This window comes from Afipia massiliensis, from assembly GCF_001006325.2.
In the GTDB taxonomy this organism is placed as follows: domain Bacteria; phylum Pseudomonadota; class Alphaproteobacteria; order Rhizobiales; family Xanthobacteraceae; genus Afipia; species Afipia massiliensis_A.
In genome coordinates this window covers 2,510,676-2,534,933 of the sequence record NZ_LBIA02000001.1, presented here as the reverse complement: position 1 = coordinate 2,534,933, position 24,258 = coordinate 2,510,676, and the positions used below count along the sequence as shown (strand labels likewise).

Genomic DNA, 24,258 nt, shown 5'->3' with positions numbered 1-24,258 from the left:
TTACTTGATTGCCTGAGGATTGATCGGCGATCCGGCCGCGCCCGGCAAATGCATCGGCGGCGCGGCGAAGAAGAATTCATACACCTTATCCTGCGCGCAATCTTCCGCCAGTTCCTTCAGGTAGAAGATTTCACCCATGGAAATCCCGATGGCAGGGATCACCACCCAGTGCCAGGGCTGATTGGCCTCGTTCGTTTCGTTCGGGCGGACCTCGCATCCCCAGGTATCGGTGCAGATCGCAGCGATGTCCTTTTCGCGAATCCAGTAGCAGGTCTCAAACGCCATGCCCGGCGCATCGCCGCCCGCGTATCCAGACCAATCTTTTTTCTTCAGGCAGCGCTCCTGATGGCCGGTGCGGACAATCACAAAGTCGCCCTTGCGAATTTCGACGCCCTGCTTCTTCGCGCACGCATCGAGGTCCGCATTGGTAATCGCATAGCCGTCGTCGAGCGATTCAACGCCCTTGAACCGGGCCATATCGAGCAACACCCCGCGGCCTGCCATCTTGTCGCGCGTATGCTCGATACCGAGCTTCTTGGCGCCGCGCGCATCGACCAGCTTGGCGTCATAGCCGTTGTACATCTTGTCATCGAGAAAGATGTGACAGAGAGCGTCCCACTGCGTCGAAGCCTGACAAGGCATGTTGATCGCGTCATCGGCGTAACGCAGATATGGTGACGGGATATCCTGATTACCCGCAGCGGCGTCGGTGCCCGTCGCCAGCATGGTATGGATCGGATTCCAGCGGCCGCCGAACAATCCGGACTGAATCGGCTCCTTCAGCGACAAGCCGAGCGCGAAGACCTTCCCCTTCTTGATCAGTTTGCCTGCGTTGATGACGTCTTCCGGAGTGACGTTATTGAGCGTTCCGACCTGATCGTCCGCGCCCCAGCGGCCCCAGTTCGAGAGTTTCTTGGCAGCTTCATAGATAGCGGCTCTGTCGACTTTCATGATGGTGCTTCCTTGGTTTATTTATCGATCGATAATTTAATGGACGAGCGAATGCGTCGGCTAGCCCTTGGCTAGACCGAGCAGTAACGCTCCTTGATTTCGTCGTCGGCCAGCAGCGCGGCCGCGGTCGCGTGATGCACAACAGAACCCTGATCCAGCACGTAGGCACGATCGGCGATATCGAGCGCCAGTTCCACGTTCTGCTCGACAAGCAGAATTGTCGTCCCTTCCGACTTCATCTTGCGGAACAGTTCGAACATCTCATCGACGAGCACCGGCATGATGCCTTCCGAGGGCTCATCGAGCATGATGAGGTCTGGCCGGGCGATCATGGCGCGCGCGATCGCGAGCATCTGTTGCTCACCACCGGACATTGTGACGGCTTCCTGATCCAACCGCTCTGCCAGGCGTGGGAAAATCTCGGCGATCTGGGCGATGCGTCGAACCTCGTCCTTCTTGTCAGGCGACGCAACGAGGCCGAGCCGCAGGTTTTCCCGCACACTCAGTCCCTGCACGATACGGCGTTCCTCGGGGACATAGGCCAGTCCCAGGCCGAAGCGGACATGCGCCGGCTGGCCCAGCACTTCTTTGCCCTTGAACGTCACCGACCCGCGGGTCTTGTCCAAAAGGCCAATGATTGACTTCAAGGTCGTGGTCTTGCCGGCCCCGTTACGGCCGATCAGGCAGACGATCTCGCCCTTGTTCACCTCAAGGCCGATGTCCTGCAACACGTGGCTTGCGCCGTACCAGGAGTTGAGATTTTCGACACGCAACATCGTTTCAGTGCTCCCGCTGGCCAAGATAGACCCGCTTGACCTGTTCGTTCTGGCGGACGGCCGTCGGCGTTCCCTGCGCGAGCAGTTCGCCATGATGAAGCACGAGCACCCGGTCGCTGATACCCATCACCAGTTTCATCTTGTGCTCGACCAGAATGACGGTGCGCTCCTTGGCCAGTTTGACGATGAGGTCCATCATCACCCGGGTCTCTTCCGGGCTCATGCCTGCCGTCGGTTCGTCCAGCAGCAACAGCCGCGGATTGGCGGCCAGCGCCATTCCGATTTCGAGCGCGCGCTGTTCGCCATGCGCGAGTTCCTTCGCCAGCCGCTCGCGGCGGTCCCACAACCCGACCTGCGCCAGCAACGCGTCAGCTTTTTCGACAAGTCCGGGGAGCTTGGCCCGCGGCCGCCAAATATTGTAACGCGAGACGAACGCCTGCAGCCCGACGCGAACATTCTCACGCGTCGTCAGCAGCGGGAAAACGTTGGTAATCTGGAAGGACTTGGCGATGCCCATATGCGCAAACTCGTGCTGCGCGATATTGGTGACGTCGCGCCCCTCGAACTCGACCTTGCCGGCAGACGGAGGAAAAGCACCCGACAAAAGGTTGAAATAGGTGCTCTTCCCGGCGCCGTTCGGCCCGATAATGGAGGTGATCGCATTCCGGGAGAACTCAGCCGAGATGTTGTTCAGGGCCACGAACTTCCCGAACGATTTGCTCACACCGGTGGTGCGCAGAATGACCTGCGAGGATGTGTCTGCCGACGTCATTTATTGACCCACTTCAAGATCGTTCCCCAGATTCCGGCCGGGAAGAACAGCACGCAAACCACGAACACCGCACCGACGATCAATTGCCAATGGACGGTCCAGATTGAGACCAGATTCTCGAGCAACAGGAAAACAGCCGCGCCGACGAACGGGCCGAAGAATGTGCCCATTCCTCCCAGCAGCGACATCATCACCACCATGCCGGACGTCTCGATGTGCAGAATCTCGATCGGAACGATCGACAGATGCAGCGCCATCAGCGCGCCGGCCAAGCCGCAGAATGCACCGGACAGAATGAAGGTGATCAACCGCGTCCGCGTCACATCATATCCGGAGGCCCGCGCCCGCGCTTCGTTCTCACGGATGGCTTCGATGACGGCACCAAACGGCGACGCCAGAATCCGCGACAGCATAAACAACGCCATGATGACGAACACAGCGACGACATAGTAGCGGGTCAACGGATTGATGAAGTCGAACTTAAACCCAAGTACATCGATGGTCCGGACATTGATTCCGCGCAGGCCGTTCTCGCCGCCGGTCCAATCGACCGCCTGATAGAAAAGATAGAAGACACATTGCGACAACGCCATCGTCACCATGGCGAAATAGATGCCGCGAGTGCGGATCGCCAGTGCGCCGATCGCCGCCGCCATGACGGCACCGCCGACAATTCCGACCACGATGGCGAGATACCACGGCAACCCGAAATGCACGATTGCGATGCCGCAGAGATAGGATCCTGTTCCGAACAGTGCTGCGTGCCCGAACGACAGCAGTCCGAGATATCCGAACAACAGGTTGAACCCGAGCGCGTAGAGTCCGTAAATCAGGATGTTCACGGCCAATGCCGTGAACGGCATCACTAGAGGAAACACCAACACGAAAATGCTGGCAAGGATGGCCCGATGACGCTTGGCGAAATCGAACCAACTTACCGAGGCAACGCTCGGCTGGCTCAGAGTCTGTGAAAGTTCATTCATTGTTTTGCTCGCCTCAGCTCATGAGCCCGGCGCGGCCGAAGAAGCCTTGCGGACGGACGAGAAGAACTACTGCCATCAAGGCAAAAATCGAAACCTTGGCCATTTCGGGCGCGAACAGCGACGTCATGCTGACAACCACGCCAACGAGAAGACCGGCGATGACTGCGCCCCCGATTGAGCCCATGCCGCCGACAACCGTCACGACAAACGCTTCGGCAAGAATCGTCGCCCCCATTTCAGGGATAACGCCTTGCAGCGGCGCGGCGAGAAGCCCGGCCAATGCTGCAATCCCGGAGCCGATGCCGAAAACAAACAGCCAGACACGCGAGACGTTGACCCCGAGCACGCGAACAATCTGGGGATCTCGCGCACCTGCGCGGATGATCAAGCCGAAGCTCGTACGCTCGAGGAAGAGCCAGAGACCCAGAAGAACCGCCGCCGCGATACCGATGACGAACAGACGATAAAGCGGGAAGTATCCGACGCCGATGTTCACCGCACCTTGCAGGATCTCAGGCGTATCGAACGGATAGCCGCTCTTGCCGAAAGCAATACGGATGAGTTCGACCATCACATAGCTCAGGCCGAACGTCAGAAGAAGTGGATAGTCGATGCCGCGGCCATACAGCGGCCGGATCAGGAAGCGCTCCACAACGAGACCGACAGTGCCGACGATCAATGGAACCGCAATGAGGCAAAGCCAGAAATTTCCTCCCAGCGAGAGAAGGAACAGCCCGACATATGCGCCGACCATATAGAAGGCACCATGCGCGAAGTTCACAACGGTCAGCATGCCGAAGATCAGCGACAGTCCAATGGCGAACAGCACGTAAATCGCGCCGAGCGCCAGACCGGTGAACAATTGCAACGCGATCAGATCGAAACTCATACCGGCCATGGATATCTCCAGAGAAGACGCGCGCCCATGATGGACGCGCGCCCGTTAGTTCAAATGGTTCAGGACTTGTGGCCGAGCGCTTCGCAGGTGCGGAGGTTCTTTTCGCTCGGCTCCTCGGTGGCGAGGACGTTGAAGACGTCGGCATCGCCCTTCTCAGGCTTCGATTTGGATTCGATGATGAGAACCGACTGCACAGCCTGGTGGTCGCACTTGCGATAGTACTCAGGGCCCTTGTAGTAATCGTACTTGAGCGCTTCGACGGCCTCGATGACCTTATCGGTATCAGTGGTGCCGGCAGCCTTGGCTCCCATCAGCAATGTCTTTACGCCAGCGTAGCCCAGCGCGCCGTAATCCGACGGCACCTTGCCACCGTGCATCTTGCGGAAGCGATCGTTGAACGCCTTCGCGGACGCAACCTTGTCCTCGATGCCCCAATAGTACGAGGTTCCACCGATGACGCCCTCGAATGCCTGCGCACCGGCAGCAATTCGGCCGGTGTAAAGCAGGATCGGCGCAACGATCTTCATGCTCTTCTTCATGCCGAAGTCGGTGGCCTGCTTAAGTGCGATCTGCTGATCGCGGCCGAAGTTGCTGATGACGAGAATGTCCGGCTTCAGCGCCTGGATACGCGGCAGCAACGCAGAGAAGTCGGTGGTGCCGAGCGGATGCCGAATATCGACGAGGCTTTCGACCCCAAATGCCTTGCCGGCTTCCTGGAAGCCGCGCACCATTTCATGACCATAGGCATAGTCAGCCGTGAGGAACGCAACCTTCTTGCCAAACTTCGGGAACGCATAACGTCCGACGGCACCCGCAGTCAGGTGCGGCGTGAGAGCTTCGTGGAACGTATATTTGCTGAAATCCTTGACCTCGTTGATTTCATCGGACTGGCTGATCGAGTTGTAGATGATCTTCCGTTCCTTGGTGACGTTGTTCACCGCGAGCTGCACCGACGCAGACAGACTGCCGACGATGAAGTTGACCTTTTCCTTCTCGATCAGTTCCAGCGTGCGGGTGGCCGCCTCGCCCGGATTGAGCTTGTCATCGCGCACGAGCAATTCGGCCTTCCGGCCATTGAGGCCGCCTGCTTCATTGAACTCAGCGATAGCGACTTCCGCTGCACGCACCTGATCCTGCGCTTCGGTGCCATATGGACCGGTCAGCGGGACTGGAAATCCGACCTTGATGGTCGCTTCCTGTGCCTGGAGCAGATTGATGCGAAACGGCGAGGCCGCCAGAACGGCGCCGGCGCTGGCGGTCGTCAGCAAGCGGCGGCGAGAGATGGATCCTGTCGTTTTCTTGGCCATATATTCCTCCGAGGTTGATATTATTTGGTGTCGATCAGATCCGCCCGAGCGCAGCGAGAACAACTCGTGGCGTCAGCGGAATTTCAGTAATCGTGACATTGAAAGGCGATAGCGCGTCGTTGACGGCGTTGGAGACTACAGCAGCCGCAGCAGCCGTCCCCGCTTCGCCCGCTCCCTTGGCGCCCAGTTCACTCTCAAGCGTGGGAGAGACAACGTGCCCGACGTCGATATCCGGCATCTCGCCCGACATCGGCACGAGATAGTCCGCCATGTTGGCATTGGTGAGCTGTCCGCGCTCATCGTAGATGCATTGTTCGTAAAGCGCAGCACCCAGCCCCTGGACCACACCGCCGCGGATTTGCTCATCCACCAGTTGAGGATTGATGATGGTGCCGCAGTCCTCGACCACCCAATGCCTGAGCAGCTTGATGAAGCCTGTCTGAGGATCAACCTCCAGCAACGAGGCCTGAACACCGTTGGTAAACGCGAAAGGATACTCGCGCGGCACGAAATGCCGGGTCGCCATCAACTCGGGCTGGAATCCCGGCGGCAAGGTATCTGGCCGGAAGTAGACGATGCGCGCCAGCTCATGCAGTTCGATACGCTGCTGTCCACCGTCGGCATCAACTACGGCGTTATCGACGATATCGAGATCACCCGGCTTGGCTTGAAGAATGGCCGCTGCGACATCCAGAATGTTTTTACGGAGCACCTTCGCCGCCTGCAGTGCGGCCTCGCCACCGATGCCTGCTCCGCGCGACGCCCATGTGCCGCCGCCGTACGGCGTATTGTCGGTATCCCCCAGAATCACGCGAACGCGTTCCATCGATACGCCGAGTACGCTTCCGACGATCTGCGCGGTCAGCGATTCAGATCCCTGCCCCTGCTCGGTAATGCTCGTCTGGCAAATCACCCGGCCGGTGGCATCCAGACGCACGGCGACACCGTCCTGCGACGAAATCCGCGCACCGCCCACGCCGTAGAATGCCGCGCTGGGATTGGTGACCTCGATAAAGCTCCCGATGCCGATACCGCGATAGATCCCCTGCTTGCGCAACTCTGCCTGCTCGGCGCGCAACGCATCGTAGTTCATCATTGCGACCAGCTTATCGAGCGACGCGTGATGCGACAGCGCCTCGAATTTGAGTCCTGACGGCGACCCGCAAGGATAGGCATCATCGCGAATAAGATTGCGGCGGCGGATTTCAATCGGATCCATCCCGATCCGCTGCGCGGCAAGATCGACCAGCCCTTCGGTGATTGAGCACGCGATGGGATGCCCCACGCCACGATACTGACAGGTGACGTTTTTGTTCTGGAAAACGACGCGGGTTCGTGCCCGATAATTCTGCGTCGTGTAGGGACCGCCGACCAGATTGACGACCTGGTTGGCCTCGATCGCGCTGGTGCGCGGATACATTGAGTACGGGCCGATGCCGGTAACATCGTCGATCTCGAAGGCGTTGATGGTCCCGTCCTTGCTGACGCCGATGCGCGCCTTGCAGACGTGATCGCGTGCATGAATATCGGTGTTGAAACTCTCGACCCGGTCGGCAACGAACTTGATCGGGCGGCGCAGCAACTTCGATAGCGCAAGAGTCGCCATTTCGTCGGCATAGATGTGAACCTTGATGCCGAATGAGCCACCGACATCCTTGCACACCACGCGCACCTGCGCCTCATCGAGACCCAGATGCAGGGCGGCGATATTCTGCACCATGTGCGGCGCCTGGGTGCCCAGGTAAACGGTCAGGCGCTCCTCTCCCGAATTCCAATCAGCTAGAACCGCGCGGGGCTCCAGCGTGACACCGGTGTGCCGGCCAAAGACGAACTCGGCTTCCACAACCTCGTCGGAATCCTTGAAGGCCTGATCCACGGCCCCGGCATCGAGATTGCGCTCGAAGGCCAGATTGTCCCCGAGATCGGCGTGAATCACCGGGGTATCGGGATCGAGCGCCGTGCGCATATCCGTCACCGGGACGAGTTCTTCGTAATCCACCAACACGGCCTCGGCGGCATCTTCGGCGAGTGCCCGGCTGGTCGCGATGACCGCCGCCACTGCCTCACCTTGCCAACAAGCGCGATCAATCGCGATCGCGTGCTGCGGAGCCGACTTGAGACCCTTGAGATGAGACAGCACGCCGACCCAGGGCGTAATGACTTTCGCCAGTTCCGCACCGGTGACGACCGCAATAACGCCAGGCATTGCCTTCGCCGCGGTCTCATCGATGTTCAGGATCTTGGCATGCGCATAGGGCGATCGCAGGAATACCGCATGCGCCATGCGCGGCAGCACCATGTCGCTGACATACTGCCCACGCCCCTGCATCAGCCGATCGAGATTCGGGCGCGGCACCGTCTTGCCGATGTACGAATTCGGGCGGTCCAGAACCGACAGACCGGGTTGCTTCTCGGAGCCGTCGTTCATCGCGCCTGCTCCGAACGTGCACGGGCCGTCGCTTCCACGGCGTCGATGATCGCATGATACCCGGTGCAGCGGCAGTAGTTGCCGGAGAGATGCTCGCGAATTTGCTCGCGGTCCGCCTGCGGCTCATGGATCAGGATATCCTGCGCGGCCATCAACATGCCGGGCGTACAGTATCCGCATTGAAGGGCATTGCGGTCGCGGAACGCCGCCTGCAAGTCGGAGACTTCCCCGCTGTCCGACAGCCCCTCGATGGTCTGCACGGACGCGTTTTCCACCTGTACCGCAAGCAGTAGGCACGCACGCACGATATCGCCATTGGCGCGAACCGTGCACGCTCCACACACGCCATGCTCGCATCCGACATGAGTCCCCGTGAGACCCAGATGATCCCGCAGAAAGTCAGCCAGGTTCAATCGTGGCAGCACCTGCGCGGAAATGCGCTCACCATTAACGGTCAGGGAAATTGATGCGAGATCCGTCACGCCAGCGCTTTCGTTTCGAGATCTGGACGCTCGAGCAGCGCCGACACGCATCGCGCCATCAACTGGCGCGCGAGATAACGGCGCATTCCGACAGAAGCCTGCTGATCTTCCTGCGGATCAAGCTCCGCGTCGAGCGCAGCCTGAGCGTCAGCCAGCATCGATGCTGTGACCGGCCGTCCTGTCAGATGCTCCGTCGCCGTTGCAAGCATCGGCTTATCGCCCACCGCAAAGTAGCCGAGCCGGAGATCCGTCAACACGTCACCGCTCAGAATTCCAGACGCCGCCAATCCAACGATGGCGTAATCGCCCTTCCGGCGGGCATACTCATGAAAAAAATGAACCGCATTCGGTTTTGCGACAGGGATTTCAACGGCAACGAGCAGTTCGTCCGAAGCCAGCAAGGTTTCGTAGATGCCGGTGAAAAAGTCGGCGGCTTGAATACGACGCTCGCCATCCTTGCTGCGGACAAGAATGACAGCATCAAGTGCGAGAACACACGCCGGGAGCTCCGATGCAGGATCAGCATGCGCGAGACTGCCGCCGAATGTGCCCCTGTTGCGGATCGCGGGATGCGCGACATGCGCGATGGCTTCGGTCAGAAGCGGCGCATGCTTTGCGATCTCAGCGGACTTCAGGACATCGACGTGACGGGTCAGTGCGCCGATCCTAAGGACGCCGCTCGCAACGCTGATTCCGCGCAACTCGTCGATGGCACCGATGTCGACGAGCAATTCCGGAGCCGACAGCCTCAGATTCAATGCAGGCATAAGACTTTGACCACCGGAGAGAACCTTGGCCTGATCGCCATGCCGGGCAAGCAGCTCCAATGCGTCAACGACGCTCGAAGCACGCGCATAGCTGAAAGCCGAAGCTTTCATTCCGGCAACCTCCCCTCGCCACATTTTATGATGGGCTTCGAAAATGATTAGACGGTGCCGCAGATCAAACGTCAAGCGTTGTTTATCGAACGATTATTTCGCCTCAGCGTGTCCGGCATTGCACCAATCACTGGAAATAAAGGCCTCCCGGTTCACCCCACGCGAGGACCCAAGCGCGGCAAAACGAAGTGAGAGTTAAGGAATTGTGGCTTGCGGGGTCGTCATACGAAAATGTCGCATTGCACAATCTTACTGTGGCCGCCCGGACCGCACTGCGCGTCGGCGCGTTAGTTGTTGCTGTCTGCCAGCACGTTCCTCAAACACCAGCCGCGATTTCTCGGCCTCCCTTCTGAGAATATCGGCGAACAACGCGGCCGCAGAAGACATCACCTTGCGCGCCGGTTCGATCAAAACGAACTCGGAATAGAAAGGCGGATCTTCGAGCGGCCTCACATCGAAGCGCCCGCCATCGATATCCGAGGCCATCATCACGAACGGCAGAATGGCCACCCAATCGCTCGCTGCGACAAATTGCAGCGTGCCCATCATGGCGTCCAGCTCCAGTCGTTGCGCCACAGCGACGCTGTTCACACTGAAGTAAGTCTCGATGTTGCGACGGCGCGTATTCTGAAGCCCAGGCAGCACCACCTTCAACGGACCAAGCTCAGACAACTTGACCGGCTTGAGAGTATTTTTGCCTCGCTTCGCACTCACCAGCATCTCCCGGTCGCGGGCGAGAAGCCGATGCGAGATGCCGGTTATCCCTTCGAAGGCCGGGACAACCGCAAAATCCAGTTCACCTTTAAGGATCATCTCGGTCAGCACGCCCGAATAGGCCTCGGTCACGCTGATTTCAGAGCCCGGCGCCGAGGTGAGGAACTTGTCCAATGCAGGAGCAAGCACCGATCTGGTGAAGGTCGGCATCAGGCCAACACGGATCGCACCGCGGACATGATTGACGGCAACGCTTTGCTGCGCAGCCTCCAGTTTCTTCAGAACCTCAACGCATTCGCGATAGTACAGCCTCCCCGCCAGAGTCGGTTCAACGTCCCGGCCGTCGCGTTCAAGCAACGCCGCGCCGAGTTCGGATTCGAGTTGCTTGAGGTGCTGCGAAATGCCGGACTGGGTCGCACCCTCCCGTTTTGCAGCCGATGTGAACGAGCCCTCTTCATAAACGGCGACGAACGATCTGATCTGCCGAAGGGAAATCATCCATCAATTTTCCTAATGTGAGATAGTAAGAATAATCATTTTTCTAATAGACCACAATCGCTACTCTTCGCTCCAATCACAAGCGATCAAGGAAACATGCAATGAACCTCGGCTTTTTCACCATGCCGATCCACCCGTTGGACAAGGACTGGCGGCAGTCGCTGTCCGAAGACCGCGAGGCTTTCCTTCTCGCCGACGAACTGGGATTCACGGAGGCTTATGTCGGCGAGCACGTCACCGACAAGGCCGAGAACATCACCTCATGCGTGACGTTTCTGGCCTGGATCGCCGCCGCGACGAAGCAGATCAGGCTCGGCACCGGCACCGTGAACATGCCCAACACACATCCCGCAACAGTCGCTGCTACCATCGCCATGCTGGATCACATGCTCGACGGCCGGTTTATTTTCGGCATCAGCCCGGGCGGTCTTCTGTCGGACGCGGAGTTGTTTGGCAATCTCGACTTCAACCGCAACGAGATGTTCCTCGAAGCAATCAATCAGGTACTCGGCATCTGGTCCGGCGAACCGCCTTACAATCTTCAAGGCAAGTACTGGACCGTGTCCACGCAGCGTACGCAGATCAAGGAAATCGGCCAGGGCTATATCCCCCGTCCGCTGCAGCGGCCGCATCCACCGATCGTCGTCACCGCGGTCGCGCCGTTCTCAAAGGGCGTAACGGAAGCCGCGGTCCGGGGATGGGATCCGATCTCGGCAAACTTCCTGATGCCGGCGTGGGTGAAGAGCCATTGGCCCAAATATGTGGAAGGCTGTGAACGGGGCGGCCGCGCCGCGGACCCCGCCAACTGGCGCGTCGCGAAGAGCGTCTTCGTCGCCGACGACGCGGCAACAGCGAAGGCCTATGCGACCGATCCGAATGGTCCGTATGTGAATTACTACCGGTCGCTGTTCGCCAAGCTGAAGAAGAACGGCCGAATCGAGTTGTTCAAGACCCACCGCGATCAACCCGACGATGAAGTGACACTCGATATGATCTGCGACAAGCTGATCATCTACGGTACGCCGGACAGCGTCGCCGATCAGATCCTTGCATTCCAGAACGAAGTCGGCACATTCGGGACGCTGCTCTATGCTGGCAAGGATTGGAAAGATCGTGAGCTTGGACGGAAATCCATGATCTTGACGGCGGAGAAGGTGCTGCCTTTGGTGAACGCCGGTTCGTCAAAGCTGGCTAAAGCTGCGGAATAACAAAAAGCAGGAATCCCAATTGGCTCTCTCCGATCGCATTCCCTATCAGGCCCTCATCGATCGACCCAAACTGGTACTTCCAGGCGGCAAAAAACTCGCCGTCTGGATCATTCTCAATGTCGAGGAATGGCGCATCGAGAATGCGATGCCGCGCACAGTTCTCAGCCCGCCGATGGGGCAGCCGCTGCTTCCCGACGTGCCGAACTGGGCCTGGCATGAATACGGAATGCGGGCGGGCTTCTGGCGTCAGTTCAAAGCCCTGACCGACAGAAACATTCCAACAACGCTCGCCATCAACGGAAACGTCTGCACGTCGTATCCGCGCGTGGCATCGGCGGCGCGCGAGGCCGGATTTGAATTCATGGGGCATGGCTTCCTGCAAGGGCCGATGCACAAGCTCGACAATCAGGGCGATGCAATCAAACGCGCGGTCGATACGATTGCAAAATTCACGGGCAAGGCGCCCCGCTCATGGGAGAGCCCCGGTCTCACTGAAACCAATGAAACTCTCGATCTTCTCCGCCTGAACGGGATCGAGTATGTCGCAGACTGGGTGATTGACGATCTTCCGCAGGATATCGAAACGCCTCACGGGACCATCACGACGATCCCCTACACTGTAGAAACCAACGACATCGTCGTTCACGCACTGCATCACATGGCGTCGGACCAGTTCCTGCGTCGGAGCATCGACCAGTTCGATCGGCTCTATCTCGAGGGCGAGGAAAACGCCCGTGTGATGGCGATCTCGATCCACCCCTACATCACCGGCGTTCCGCACCGGATCAAATATCTGGAACAACTGCTCGATTACGTTATCGGCCACGACGGCGTGGCGCTGATGACAGCGAGCGAGATCGGCGACTGGTATCGCGGCCAGATGACCAAGAGCTAATCCCGATTGGAGCGCAAAAGTATGATCCGGGCCGCCGTTGTCGGGCTGGGATGGTGGGGACAAACCATCGCCAGCAATCTCGCGACCAGCGATATCGTCAAGCCTGTGCTGGGCATCGATCCGCTTGAGCCGATGCGCGCGAAGGGTGCTGCATTGGGGCTTGAAACATCTGCGCGCTTTGAAGATGCACTGGCTCGGCCCGATATCGAGGCGGTCATCCTCTGCACCCCGCAGGACCATCACGCCGGCCAGATCGAAGCCGCCGCCCGATCGGGACGTCACGTGTTTTGCGAAAAGCCGCTTTGCACCACAGCCGTCGATGCCGAGCGCGCCATTGCCGCGGTCAAAACCGCAAAGGTTCAACTGGGCATCGGCCATGAACGGCGCTTCGAGCCGGCCGTGATCGAAATGCGTCAGCGGCTGGCCGACGGCGAATTTGGCAACGCACTCGTGCTTGAGGGCAATTTCAGTCAGGACAAATTTCTCAACCTGCCACCCGACAACTGGCGCCTATCAAACAAGGTCAATCCCGTCGGCCCCTTGTCGGCAACCGGCATTCATCTGGTGGATCTGTCGATTGCGATCCTCGGGAAGCCCACCCATGTTTGGGCCCGTCTGGCGACTCTCGGAAGCCGTTTCGCAAACGGTGATACGCTCTCGGTAACCATTGGTTTCGAAAGCGGTACGACGGCGACACTGAACGCGGTTCTTGCCACGCCGTTCATGGGCCGTCTTGCGCTGCTTGGATCAAAGGGATGGATGGAGATCCGCGACCGGACTCATCCCGAGAATCCGACCGGCTGGGACGTTACCCGCGTTGTCCGCGATCAGCCGCCGGAAACGGCCTATTATCAGCCTCATCCGGCAGTGCGAGACAATCTGGAAGCGTTCGGGCGGGCAGCGCTCGGCGGCCCTTCCTATCCCGTATCTCACGGCGAGATGCTCACCAACGTCCGGACGTTCGAGGCCATTCAGTGCTCAGCGAAGAGCGGCAGCATTGAGCCGGTTTGATTTCACGGCAGGCCGCTTGGCCTCTTGGCCCGACATCCGCGCAAATCCTGCGAGGTAGCCGTCGATCGCGTTGGCGATCATCTCTTCCTTTTCCTGAAGAGCAGGCATCTCATAGATGTATCTTCGGACGCCGTAATAGAAAATACCGCCGTGGAAAACCCACGCCATTTCGATCTCGGTCGCCGTCGGCTTGGCCTGCGTCGGCAAGCCGGCTTCAAATCTGCATTCCTTGATGATGCGGGTCAGGATCTTGTCGCGCACCACGCCCACGTACCAGCGGTTGATATCGAGACCTTTGAGACCTGAGAACAGATAGATCCTCAGCCATTTTCGCGTAAAGATCACGTTGGTGTAGGCCTCATAGAACTGCACGAGACGCTCACGGATCGGACGCGACCGATTGGTGAGAAGTTTCTCCCAGCCGGTATCGAGCGGTTCGAGGTACACCTTGCGGTAGACCTCCTTGATTAGCTCTTCCTTGCTCGGGAAATAGCGATAGAGCAGCGGTTGGGTCACGCCCAATCGGCGCGCCAGCTCGCGGGTGCCGCCGTTGAATCCCTCTTCGGAAAAAAACTCTGTTGCCTTGCGGACGAACTCCTGACGCCGATCCTCAGGAGACAGGCGCTTCTGCTTGACGCGGGTAACCGGTGGGGACGACTTCTTTGCCATGAAAACCTGCGGGATCACGCCCCGGGAACGAAGTGACCAAAATTCCCGCGTGCAAAGAGCAGCGGCTCAGCACGGTTGTACGCATAAGCCTCCACCGCACCAAGGAAAATTACATGGTCGCCGCCGTAATAGCGGTCGGCGCTACGGCACTGGAATGTGGCAACGGCATCGGCAAGGACAGGCGCATTGCCCAGACCAGGCTGCCACGACACCCCGGCGAACTTGTCCTCGGCGCGCGTGGCAAACTGCGTTGCCAGCGTTTGCTGTGACGCGCCGAGCACGTTGACTGCAAAATGGCTCGCGTTCTGAAAAATGCTCATGCTCGGCGAATAACTTACCAGGCTCCAGAGTACTAGCGGCGGATTGAGCGAAACCGATGCGAACGAATTGCAGGTCAGCCCTGCTTGCTGGCCATCCGACGTCGCCGCCGTGATTACCGTGACGCCGGTAGCAAAAGATCCGAGCGCATTGCGAAAATCGCGCGGATCGATTGAGGAACTGTCGCTCGACAGCTCATTTCCGAATTCGGTGGGGTTCTGCGAAACGGCGACCATGGCCCGCCCTCTTAAAGGGTCAGATTTTCAGACGGCAAATCGAGCGCGACGCGGCCGTAGTTCGTCCCAGCTGCGTCGAAGCTGAACGCAATATGCGCGTTGATCGCATGCGCGTCCCGAAACTGCCGTTGAAGTGCGCCGGTGGTGTAAAGACCACGCGCGCCACTTGCTGAAAACAGCAACGAAACGGCTTCCGTACACAGATTAACGGCGTAGGCCCCGTCCCGCCGGTACCTCGTCTTCTCCGCAAGCATCGGAACGTCTCCACGCCGGGCGTCGGCCATGGCGTCAATACAAGTCCGCCGCATGATGAGACGCGCTGCATCGATCTTGGCCGAGGCTTCGGCAATCTTGATTTGCGTCGTCTGCAAATCACCGAGCTTGGCCCGGTTGTAGGTGGAGGCCCGATGCCGGGCGATATCGATGTAGTCGTCCAGACACGCCTGTGCGTTACCAAGCGCAGCGCCTGAGAGGACAAACGGAAACAACGCGAATACAGGCAGCGCGTAAAGCGGGCCGGGATTTGCGGTGCTGCCCGGCGTCGCGCCACCGGCGACATCCCTGACCGCAAGCGTCATATGGTCGGGAACAAACACATCCTTGGCCTCGACGTCGTTCGATCCCGTCCCCTTCAGGCCGGTTGAATTCCACGTATCGAGAATCTTGTAGTCATCCTGCTTGAGCAGAAACACCCGGTACTCGACGCCATCCGCGTCGTCATCAGACGACACAATACCTGCGAGCATATTCCAGGCGCTCGAATCCACACCCGAGGAAAATGGCCAACGGCCAGACAGTTTATATCCCCCCGCCACCTTGGTGGCGCGGCCAGCCGGAAACACAAATGACGATGCGATGAGAGCATCGGCATTGTCTTTCCAGATCAGATCCTGTGCCCGTTCGTCGAACATGCCGAGCATCCAGTGATGGCTCGCCAAGTTTGCAAGATTCCATGCAACAGAAGCATCGGCCAGCGCAACAACGTCGGCGAAGTCGACCAGCGCGACGTAGTCTAGCTCCGAGCCTCCGACCCGCTTGGGCTGTAGAATCCTGAACAAGCCAGCCTCGTGAAGCTCTTTCTCAGTCTCTGGGGGGAGACGCCGCATTTCCTCGGTCTTAGCGGCACGCTCGCGCAACTTTGGAACAAGCGCATGGGCCCGCTGCAACATCTCGGAATATGCGTCGTCCTGGCCGCTCGAACGCCGGTCCAGTTTGTGAACGGTGCCTGACATGACTGCCTCCCTGACTGTTATCGCGCCGCTGCTTTTCTGGGAGCGTTCGGCTTGATGTGCGGCCGATCGAGGTAGAGCGACGCTTTCAATCCTTCGTCATCTTGGGTTGCGAATTCGGACAGCAGCTTCATTTCCGGAATCCGCGAACGATCCAGTGTGGCCACATCTGGCCAGTCGATTTCGACCAGGTTTCCGGCAGGGTCGCGCAGATACATCTGCACGCAGCCGTCCGGCAACTCGTTGACAGGATTGCGGAAGGCCTTGGAATCCAGCGCGCCGATCGCTTTCGCCTTCTCATACGCTGCGTGAAAATCGTCCACGTCGAGCGCGAAGTGCTGATAAACCGGAATGCAATCTTCAAGTTCGAACAGATGAAGCTGAAGATCTCCGCACCGCAAGTATTTGGTCTTGAAACCAAAATTGTAAGTCGGGATGAGCTCCATGCCAAGGACGGTTTGATAGAAGCGAGCCGACTCTTCCAGATCCTTCGCACCGATGGAAAGATGATTGAAACCGAGAACCTTCATGTTGCACTCCCGAGATTTGACCGCGTCTTTTTGATTTATCACCCGATAAATAACGCTACGTCCATAGAAATGCAAGCAGCTTGGCGGAGGATGCGCTGCAAAAAAGGGTGCTGCAACGCCATTCGCGCCAGGCGGCAGCTTAACTATTGAGATGATTCAGTCTGTTAGTGGTTCCGCCGAGGCTCAGTCGGGCCGGCCCAACGCTCTCAGAATCTCGGCTCGCGATGAGCGCGGGCGACGAATTCCGCTCAATGCTGCGCGTAGATCAGAAACACGTTCCGCGTTGCTCCCGGCACGGGCGCCGTCCGCATTGAGAAAGCTGTTTTCGAATCCGATTCTGCAGTGCCCGCCCATCGCCGCAGCCGCGACCAGTGACGCAGTCTCCGACGCACCGAAAGCGCAAACCCACCAGTCGAAACGCGCCGCGCCTCCGCTGTCCCGAACCTTCGCAACGAATGGAGCAAGTTCTGCAGGATCGCTTTCCTGGTCCGCTGCATAGCGGCCGAGCGGGAAAATCACCGAATGACGTTTACCTGGGATGATTCCGCGCTCGATGAGATCGAGCAGATGATCGAATTCAGTCGCGGCATAGACGATGTGCTGAACCGCAATGCGCTGCTCGTAAGCCCAACGATACAGCTCCGCCGCCTTAGCCTCCATTGCCGCGTCCGGGATCAATTCCTTCGTCGCAATGCTGACCGCTTCGGGTCGCACTGCCCGCACTACGGCAATCTGTTCGTGCGGCTTGAACATGCCGACCGCTTCCGTCGTGATCTGGACCACGAATTCAGGCCCCGTCGTCCGTCGCACAGCTTCGGTCGCAGCCAGATAACGTGACGCATCGAGCGTATGCCGGCCATTGTCGTCGCGGACGTGCATGTGAATGGCCTGCGCACCGGCGGCCTGACATGCGCGCGCGTCGGTTGCGAGCGCGTCGGCCGTGAGGGGCAGGCTGGGATGTTCGGCGTGGCCTTTGCGCGCGCCGTTCGGCGCGACCATGATTGTGAGATCGGCCATACCAGTCCTATCCTTTGACGAAGATATTGAGAGAACGAGCTCGAGAAACTGACCTACGACGTCAATTTCTTCCGGTCAATTCCGTGCATGGTTTCAAGCACGGCGCACACGGCCGCAGTATCCTGTTCTCTGCGACCAAGTGCAGCGCCCGCCTGATAGATCTTCGATGCAGCCGCGTAGACCGGCAGCGCGCAATCAAGGCTGTCCGCGAAAGCGTCGATGATCCCGATGTCCTTGAGCTGCATCCGGATCGTGGCTGTCGGCGCGTCATAATTCTCATCGCGCATCAAGGGACCGCGCATCTGGAACATGCGCGACGTACCAGCGCTGTCTGCAAGCGTATCGTAGACCAGCGCCGGATCAATCCCGGCCTTGATTCCGAGGACCATGGCTTCCGCCGCCGCCACGTTATGGATCGTGACGAGATGATTGGCGATGTACTTCATCACGCTGCCTCGCCCGAATGGCCCGAGGTAATGCTGGACGCGTGACATGCCGGCGAAGACCGCCGCGCAACGCTCGAAAGCGTCCTTGTCGCCACTGCCCAGAATGACGAGGTCTTTGTTGACGGCCTGCGCGCCGGTGCCACTGATCGGGCAATCGAGCAGTATCTTGCCGTGCCTTTCCATTTCATCGAAGGCTGCTTGCTTGATGTTCATCGGCAGCGTCGAACATTCAATGACGATCTGACCGGTTCCCGCCGCCTGAACGATGCCTTCGGCTCCACCGATCACATCCGTCAGGGCTTCGGCTTTGGGCAGTGACATGATGATAATGGGTGCAGCCTCGGCCACCGCGCGCGGCGAGGCCAGCACCCGGCCACCTGAATCTTCCAGGCGCGCACAGGCTGCGGGGATGGGGTCATAACCGACGACGTTAAAGCCAGCCTGACACAGGTTGCTCGCCATGGCGGTGCCCATGATACCAATGCCGATGATGCCAACGCTCTTGTCCATTCAGCGCGCCTTGCGATTGTGGAGGTAATGGCCTTGCGAAGATGACGATTGCCCGCGAATTTGGTGGGCCCGGCAGGACTCGTTATGAGCGAGCCTATCAACCAATCCGCTTGTGATAAATCAACAATTTAACGGCTGTTTGATCACGTTCGCCTCAATCGATTAGCGGTCGTTTCATTGGCGAAACGTTGGCCAAGAACGTGCCGGTTCGAATCCCGCCACCCTGGCGACACAGTCGCTGATCGCGACGGCCTCCAACAAAATTCGCAGCACAGGGAATTTTACAGGGAATTTCGCGATTTCGGGACTTCAACGCTCTATTGAAACCAGAAGCCGCTGAGCTGCAGCGGATTCTTGCGCCGGCCCGATTCAAACTAACAGGAAAAATATTTAAGAAACAGGGAAAACAGGCAACTATTACCTGCGCGCAAGGCCCACGGACGCAACTGAGGCAGCAGCTATCTGGCGAACAACAAGCAAGCTATTTGATCGAGCCTATTATCAGGCAACTGAAATCATTCGCGAGCCAGCATCACCACCTTGCAAGGGCGAGTTAAACTCAACTCGCTTCTCTCATTGTGTTGACACAATCTCTGTTCCACCATCCGCCGCCAAGAGCCTGAAACAAGGCGACAGTATTCGCTAGGCGCGAGGCTTCCGCGTCGACGCGGGCAAGTGATGTCTGCAAAAAAGCCTGCTGTGCCGCAATCAGAAGCGCAATGTTAACTTGCCCTTGCTCGACCTGTCGGCGCACTAGGCTGACATTCTGTCCGGCCGATCGTTCGGCAGCGACGGCGGCATCGATCATGCGAGCGTCCGCCTGCAGCGCCCGGCCTTCACCCACCCAGATAGGCCTTGCGGATATGCTCATTGTCGATGAGCTCTTCGCCGCGTCCAGACAGAACGATAGACCCCGCCTCCATCAGATATGCGTAGTCGCACATATCCAGCGCGGAATAGGCATTCTGCTCAACCATCAGAATGGTGGTGCCTGACTTGCGGATGCCGTCGATGATCTCGAACACTTGTTCCACAATATTGGGCGCGAGCCCAAGCGATGGCTCATCGAACATCATGAGTTTCGGCTTGGACATGATCGCGCGACCGATCGCAAGCATCTGCTGTTCACCACCGGACAGTGTTCCTGCAACTTGATTGCGGCGTTCCGCGAGCCGAGGAAACTGCGTGAAGACACGGTCACAGTCTTCGGCAACGCCATCGGCGTCGCGCCTCAGATACGCGCCCATGTCGAGATTCTCCTCGACCGTCATGTCCGGAAACACCCGCCGTCCCTCGGGACAATGGGCAATACCTCGTGCAAGAATTTCCCGCGCCGAACAGCGCGTGATGTCTTCTCCCTCAAACATCATGCGGCCGGACGCCGAAGGCAAAATTCCGGAAATTGAGCGCAACGTCGTGCTCTTACCGGCGCCGTTCGCGCCGATCAGCGCGACAAGCTGCCCCTGCTTGATCGACAGAGAGATGCCCTTGATGGCTTCAACTTTGCCATAGCGGCAAATGAGATCGCTAATCTCTAGCACGTTTCTTGGCTCCTTGCCCGAGATAAGCACGAATGACTTCTGGATTACCCTGAATCGCCGAAGGTGGGCCCTCGGCGATGATCCGCCCGTAGTTCAAGACGACAATGCGATCCGACACGCCCATTACCATGGGCATGTCATGCTCCACGAGCAGGATCGTGACACCGAGGCCGCGCAACCGATCGAGGAGTTGCATAAACCGCGCCGTCTCCGTCGCATTCATGCCGGAGACCGGCTCATCCAGCAGCAGCATCGAAGGATCTGCGGCCAGCGCCAACGCGACACCCAGAAGCCGCTGATCACCATAAGCGAGCGAACCTGCCATTTCGCGCGAGCGGCGTTCAATACCGACCAGCGCAAGGATTTCGGCAGCCCTTGTCCGCAATTCCTTTTCGGACTCACGCTCCCGCGGCAACGCCAGCAGAGTGTCCCACAGCCGCGAGCGGCCGCGGCGATGCAAGCCGATCATGACGTTTTCGAACACGCTGACGCTCTGAAACACGCTGGTTCGCTGAAAGGTCCGCACCAGACCCAACGACGTGACCTCATGCGGCTTCAGATTGTTCAAGGACACTCCGCGATAGCGGACCTCGCCTTTGGTCGGCCGCAGAAACCCCGTGATGACGTTGAAAGCCGTCGTCTTGCCGGCACCGTTCGGGCCAATCAGGCTGACAACTTCGCCTTCATTGACGACGAAGTTCAGGTCCGAGATCGCAACGAGCCCGCCGAAATGAACGGCGATATGCTCGATCGAAAGCGCCGGTAGCGCCTTAGCTGCTTGAACCTGCATCATGGCACATCCTGCGTCTTGGCTTTCGGCGCGCCGACAGAATCCTTCGTTTCATCGACGCCGAACCATTTCTCAATGGCCGGGACGATGCCCTGCGGCAACACGAACACGATCAGGATCATGAACAACCCATAGAGGATCCACTGGATTTCCGGAGCCGCGAACGACCGCGCCACCACCGGGATGAAACCGAAAATCAATCCACCGACGAGAGGCCCAGCCAGCGTGCCCTTACCCCCGGTAATCACCATGATCACCATGGTGACGGTGTAGAGGAAGAGGAAGACATCGGGATCGATGATCTTCAGATAGTGCGCGTACAGACTTCCCGCTGCGCCGGCAATACCAGCTGAAACAACTGCCGCCAGCACGAGGTAGCGCGTCACGTCGATGCCGACGGAAACCGCCAGCGACTCATTCTCCTTCAACGCGACCATCGCGCGCCCGATCCTTGAATTCACCAGGCGGCTAATGATGATGTATGAGATAACAACGACGCCGAGGACCAGATAGTAATTCGATTGTTTGCTGAAAAAATCAAAGTAGCCGATCCCTGGAAGCCCGAGCGTCAAGGGCGGAATGGAGGTCAATGCCAGCGGACCTTGGGTCAACTCCACCCAGTTCAGCGCCACCAGCCGCACGACCTCAGCGAAGCTGATCGTCACGATGACGAAGTAGGCGCCGCGGACTCGAAACGAGAGCTTCCCGACAACATAACCACAAAGGCCAGTGAACAGAATTGCGATGATAAAGCCGAGCCAGACCGGCCAGGGCTCATGAACGATGCGGATGCCGCCGATCAGTTCGATATCGAAGCCAAGTGCCGTCAACGCGCTTGTATAGGCACCGATTCCGAAAAAGGCGACGTGACCGAGACTCAACTGCCCGGTGTAGCCCAGCAGCAGGTTGAGACTCATCGCCGCGATGATGAATATGCCCGTCGTGACGAAGGCATTCAGGAGATAAGGATCCTTGAGCCACAACGGAACTGATGCGAACGCGACCAGCGCGATCCAGGGGAGAAGCCGCGTCATCCAATTCGCTCCGATCGCGCAAAGAGGCCGGTCGGTTTGAATAGCAAGACCGCGATGATAATCAGAAAGCCCATGGCGTCGCGGTAACCCGACGAGATGTACCCCGCGCCCATTTCCTCGGCGAATGCCAGGATGAAGCCCCCGATGGTGGCGCCGCCGATGCTGCCAAGACCGCCGAGGATCACGATCGCAAACGCCTTGAGCGACGCGATGTTGCCCATCTGCGGCGAGATCACATAAACCGGTCCGAGCAGCGCACCTGCCGCGGCGGCCAGCGCCGAGCCAATGGCGAACGTCGCCATGTAGATCGCTTGAATGTTGACACCCATCAGTGATGCAGTGTCGGTATCCTGGAATGTCGCGCGCATCGCCTTGCCAAGCTTGGTGCGGTTGATCAGGAAATACGAAACCCCGATCAACGCCAGCGCCGCGAAGAATACGAAAAGCCGCAGCCACGAGACCGAGAATGGACCGATCGTCAACGGCGTCTCCGGGAACGGCGTGGAAACCGACTTCGCGACGCCTCCCCAGACGTACTGCTCCAGATTCTGCATCACAATCATTGCGCCGATCATGATGAGCATGGTCGTGTCGATATCGGCGCCGCGCATGGGGCGCAAAAGGACAAACTCAATCAGTGCGCCGAGAAGACATCCGGCTACAATTGCAAAGAGTAGCGCGAGAAAGAAATTGAACCCAAGCATCACGGCGACGAAATAGACGAAGTACGCGCCGAATGCGTAAAGCTCGCCGTGCGCGAAGTTCACCACGCGCATGATACCAAAGATCAGGGTCAGGCCGATCCCGAGCAGTGCATAAGTGCTGCCGAGGATCAGCATGTTGATCATATGTTGCAGAAATTCAGTCATCGAGCATTATCCAGGTCAATACTCATCGTTCGGCGAGGACCGCCGTAGCTTGGGAGTGAAAAGGCGCGGACATCGATCAATGCCCGCACCTTGTCTACTTACAGCTTGGGAAGAACGACCTTCGCGTTGTCGATCTTGATCAGGTAGACGTTGGGCATGCTCTGCCCGCTCTCCTTGCCGGAGGGCCCCTGTTTCTCGAACTTGATCTTGCCGTTCAGACCGAGCAATTCGGTCTGCCACAATGCCGCGGCAATCGCCTCGGGTTCTGCTTTGCCCGCCTTTTCGATGGCGGCGGCGATGGTGCGAATGCCATCATATCCGCGGAAGCTCTCGGTCGCGCCGGCAAAGTTGAAGCCACGCTTCTTCCACTCGCCAAGGAAGTACTTGGTTACCGGGGGATTCGGCGTCTCATCCGGGTACCATGGCGCGAACGTGGTCAGGTGGAATGTCCCGTTAGCAGCAAGACCGGCTTGTTCGATCAGCTGATCGGGATTCTGCGAGCCGCCTGTCGTCACGATCTGCTTTTTGATGCCAAGCGCTGTTGCCTGCTTCAGCACCAGAGTGAGTTGCTCAACAGCGGTCGTCACCATGATGGTGTCGGAGTCTGTTGCCTTAATTTTCGACAGCTGCGCGCTCATATCTTGAGCGGCCTGGTCCATCGTCTCGATGAGACCGACATTAATGTTCTCAGCCTTCAAAACTTTTCCGAAATCTTCAGCGGCGCCACGACCCCAGTCATTGTTGATGACAAGGAAATCCGCCTTCTTGATCGACAGCTTGGGAAGAATTGGCTTGAACGCCGCTGCTTCGACTGACGACGGCGGCGAGATGCGGAAAATGTAGGGGTTGCCGGTCGTCGTGATCTTGCCCGACGACGACGTCTCAACCAACATCGGAACCTTGTATTCCATCAGCTTCGGCATCACAGCCAACGTCAGGCTCGATCCCCAGGCACCCATGATGACCGGCACTTTGTCGGCGGTGATCAGCTTTTCAGCCACTGCCGCAGCTTCGGTCGGGTTGCTCTTGTTGTCCTCGATGACAAGTTCAATTTTCTTGCCGAGCAGACCGCCTTTGGAATTGATCTCATCAGCGGCAATTTTAGCGCCATTGACGACGTAGGTCCCAGAGGCCGCAAACGGCCCCGTCAGCGGTTCGTTGACACCGATCTTGATCGTTTGCGCGAAGGCATGCCCGGCTAGACCCGTGGAAAGCAACGCGATTGTTGCAAGAAATTTAGTATGTTTCGCCATCTTCCTTTTCCTCCG

The 24,258-nt window shown here is 58.6% G+C and carries 25 protein-coding genes; 3 read left to right on the top strand and 22 right to left on the bottom strand.

All coding sequences use genetic code 11. The annotated features are described in order from the left end of the window. The 10 genes from YH63_RS12100 to YH63_RS12055 all read right to left on the bottom strand — a co-directional run bounded on the left by YH63_RS12100 (position 1) and on the right by YH63_RS12055 (position 10,687). Positions 1-951, bottom strand: coding sequence for a cyclase family protein (locus YH63_RS12100; RefSeq protein ID WP_046827385.1), 951 nt, complete (start codon positions 949-951; stop codon positions 1-3). A 71-nt stretch (positions 952-1,022) separates the two neighbouring features. Then, a complete protein-coding gene (locus YH63_RS12095) occupies positions 1,023-1,727 on the bottom strand; it encodes an ABC transporter ATP-binding protein (RefSeq protein ID WP_046827386.1) in 705 nt (234 codons plus the stop codon). A 4-nt stretch (positions 1,728-1,731) separates the two neighbouring features. Beyond that, the gene (locus YH63_RS12090) at positions 1,732-2,499 is read right to left on the bottom strand and encodes an ABC transporter ATP-binding protein (RefSeq protein WP_046827387.1); all 768 of its coding nucleotides are present in this window, start codon (positions 2,497-2,499) and stop codon (positions 1,732-1,734) included. Further along, positions 2,496-3,482 carry a branched-chain amino acid ABC transporter permease gene (locus tag YH63_RS12085; protein WP_046827388.1) on the bottom strand — a complete coding sequence of 329 codons (987 nt, stop codon included), beginning with the start codon at positions 3,480-3,482 and terminating at the stop codon, positions 2,496-2,498. Before YH63_RS12085 ends, YH63_RS12090 begins: the two co-directional genes overlap by 4 nt. Positions 3,483-3,495: 13 nt before the next feature. Next, a complete protein-coding gene (locus tag YH63_RS12080) occupies positions 3,496-4,371 on the bottom strand; it encodes a branched-chain amino acid ABC transporter permease (RefSeq protein WP_170978739.1) in 876 nt (291 codons plus the stop codon). Between the two features lie 68 nt (positions 4,372-4,439). Then, entirely contained in the window at positions 4,440-5,687 is a 1,248-nt protein-coding gene (locus YH63_RS12075; RefSeq protein WP_046827390.1) for an ABC transporter substrate-binding protein, read from the bottom strand. 34 nt (positions 5,688-5,721) lie between these two features. Further along, positions 5,722-8,115 carry a xanthine dehydrogenase family protein molybdopterin-binding subunit gene (locus tag YH63_RS12070; RefSeq protein WP_046827391.1) on the bottom strand — a complete coding sequence of 798 codons (2,394 nt, stop codon included), beginning with the start codon at positions 8,113-8,115 and terminating at the stop codon, positions 5,722-5,724. Beyond that, positions 8,112-8,597 (bottom strand): (2Fe-2S)-binding protein, encoded by a 486-nt coding sequence (locus YH63_RS12065; RefSeq protein ID WP_046827392.1) that lies wholly within the window; start codon positions 8,595-8,597, stop codon positions 8,112-8,114. The genes YH63_RS12070 and YH63_RS12065 overlap by 4 nt, the downstream gene beginning before the upstream one ends. Next, on the bottom strand, positions 8,594-9,475 hold the full coding sequence (locus tag YH63_RS12060) for an FAD binding domain-containing protein (RefSeq protein ID WP_046827393.1): 882 nt from the start codon (positions 9,473-9,475) through the stop codon (positions 8,594-8,596). Before YH63_RS12060 ends, YH63_RS12065 begins: the two co-directional genes overlap by 4 nt. A gap of 249 nt (positions 9,476-9,724) precedes the next feature. After that, entirely contained in the window at positions 9,725-10,687 is a 963-nt protein-coding gene (locus YH63_RS12055) for a LysR family transcriptional regulator (protein WP_046827394.1), read from the bottom strand. Between the two features lie 101 nt (positions 10,688-10,788). Between YH63_RS12055 and YH63_RS12050 the strand changes: the two genes are divergently transcribed. Genes YH63_RS12050 through YH63_RS12040 form a run of 3 tightly spaced genes read left to right on the top strand, consistent with a single transcriptional unit; the run spans position 10,789 to position 13,801 of the window. Then, positions 10,789-11,895, top strand: coding sequence for an LLM class flavin-dependent oxidoreductase (locus YH63_RS12050; protein WP_046827395.1), 1,107 nt, complete (start codon positions 10,789-10,791; stop codon positions 11,893-11,895). A 19-nt stretch (positions 11,896-11,914) separates the two neighbouring features. Beyond that, a complete protein-coding gene (locus YH63_RS12045) occupies positions 11,915-12,790 on the top strand; it encodes a polysaccharide deacetylase family protein (protein ID WP_046827396.1) in 876 nt (291 codons plus the stop codon). Positions 12,791-12,811: 21 nt separating this feature from the next. Then, positions 12,812-13,801: a Gfo/Idh/MocA family protein gene (locus tag YH63_RS12040; RefSeq protein ID WP_046827397.1), complete on the top strand. Its 990-nt coding sequence runs from the start codon at positions 12,812-12,814 to the stop codon at positions 13,799-13,801. Here YH63_RS12040 and YH63_RS12035 read toward each other — a convergent pair. From YH63_RS12035 to YH63_RS11980, 12 genes are all read right to left on the bottom strand, one after another. Then, entirely contained in the window at positions 13,769-14,470 is a 702-nt protein-coding gene (locus YH63_RS12035; RefSeq protein ID WP_046829567.1) for a TetR/AcrR family transcriptional regulator, read from the bottom strand. The two genes, YH63_RS12040 and YH63_RS12035, sit on opposite strands and share 33 nt — an antisense overlap. A gap of 14 nt (positions 14,471-14,484) precedes the next feature. Next, positions 14,485-15,024, bottom strand: a complete 540-nt coding sequence (locus YH63_RS12030) for a flavin reductase family protein (protein ID WP_046827398.1) — start codon at positions 15,022-15,024, stop codon at positions 14,485-14,487. A gap of 11 nt (positions 15,025-15,035) precedes the next feature. After that, positions 15,036-16,193, bottom strand: coding sequence for an acyl-CoA dehydrogenase family protein (locus tag YH63_RS12025; protein ID WP_433995117.1), 1,158 nt, complete (start codon positions 16,191-16,193; stop codon positions 15,036-15,038). Between the two features lie 80 nt (positions 16,194-16,273). Then, the gene (locus YH63_RS12020) at positions 16,274-16,858 is read right to left on the bottom strand and encodes a VOC family protein (RefSeq protein ID WP_246658049.1); all 585 of its coding nucleotides are present in this window, start codon (positions 16,856-16,858) and stop codon (positions 16,274-16,276) included. 108 nt (positions 16,859-16,966) lie between these two features. Further along, the gene (locus tag YH63_RS12015; protein ID WP_046827401.1) at positions 16,967-17,800 is read right to left on the bottom strand and encodes a 3-keto-5-aminohexanoate cleavage protein; all 834 of its coding nucleotides are present in this window, start codon (positions 17,798-17,800) and stop codon (positions 16,967-16,969) included. A 53-nt stretch (positions 17,801-17,853) separates the two neighbouring features. Continuing rightward, on the bottom strand, positions 17,854-18,756 hold the full coding sequence (locus tag YH63_RS12010; protein ID WP_046827402.1) for an NAD(P)-dependent oxidoreductase: 903 nt from the start codon (positions 18,754-18,756) through the stop codon (positions 17,854-17,856). Positions 18,757-19,315: 559 nt separating this feature from the next. Next, on the bottom strand, positions 19,316-19,564 hold the full coding sequence (locus YH63_RS12005; RefSeq protein WP_205717113.1) for a hypothetical protein: 249 nt from the start codon (positions 19,562-19,564) through the stop codon (positions 19,316-19,318). 28 nt (positions 19,565-19,592) lie between these two features. After that, positions 19,593-20,297 carry an ABC transporter ATP-binding protein gene (locus tag YH63_RS12000; RefSeq protein ID WP_046827405.1) on the bottom strand — a complete coding sequence of 235 codons (705 nt, stop codon included), beginning with the start codon at positions 20,295-20,297 and terminating at the stop codon, positions 19,593-19,595. Beyond that, positions 20,284-21,087, bottom strand: coding sequence for an ABC transporter ATP-binding protein (locus tag YH63_RS11995; protein ID WP_046829568.1), 804 nt, complete (start codon positions 21,085-21,087; stop codon positions 20,284-20,286). The genes YH63_RS12000 and YH63_RS11995 overlap by 14 nt, the downstream gene beginning before the upstream one ends. Next, complete coding sequence (locus YH63_RS11990) at positions 21,087-22,121, bottom strand: branched-chain amino acid ABC transporter permease (RefSeq protein WP_046827406.1); 1,035 nt, start codon at positions 22,119-22,121, stop codon at positions 21,087-21,089. The genes YH63_RS11995 and YH63_RS11990 overlap by 1 nt, the downstream gene beginning before the upstream one ends. After that, entirely contained in the window at positions 22,118-22,990 is an 873-nt protein-coding gene (locus YH63_RS11985; protein ID WP_046827407.1) for a branched-chain amino acid ABC transporter permease, read from the bottom strand. Before YH63_RS11985 ends, YH63_RS11990 begins: the two co-directional genes overlap by 4 nt. Before the next feature lie 98 nt (positions 22,991-23,088). After that, positions 23,089-24,243: an ABC transporter substrate-binding protein gene (locus YH63_RS11980; RefSeq protein WP_046827408.1), complete on the bottom strand. Its 1,155-nt coding sequence runs from the start codon at positions 24,241-24,243 to the stop codon at positions 23,089-23,091. Positions 24,244-24,258 lie beyond the last annotated feature (15 nt).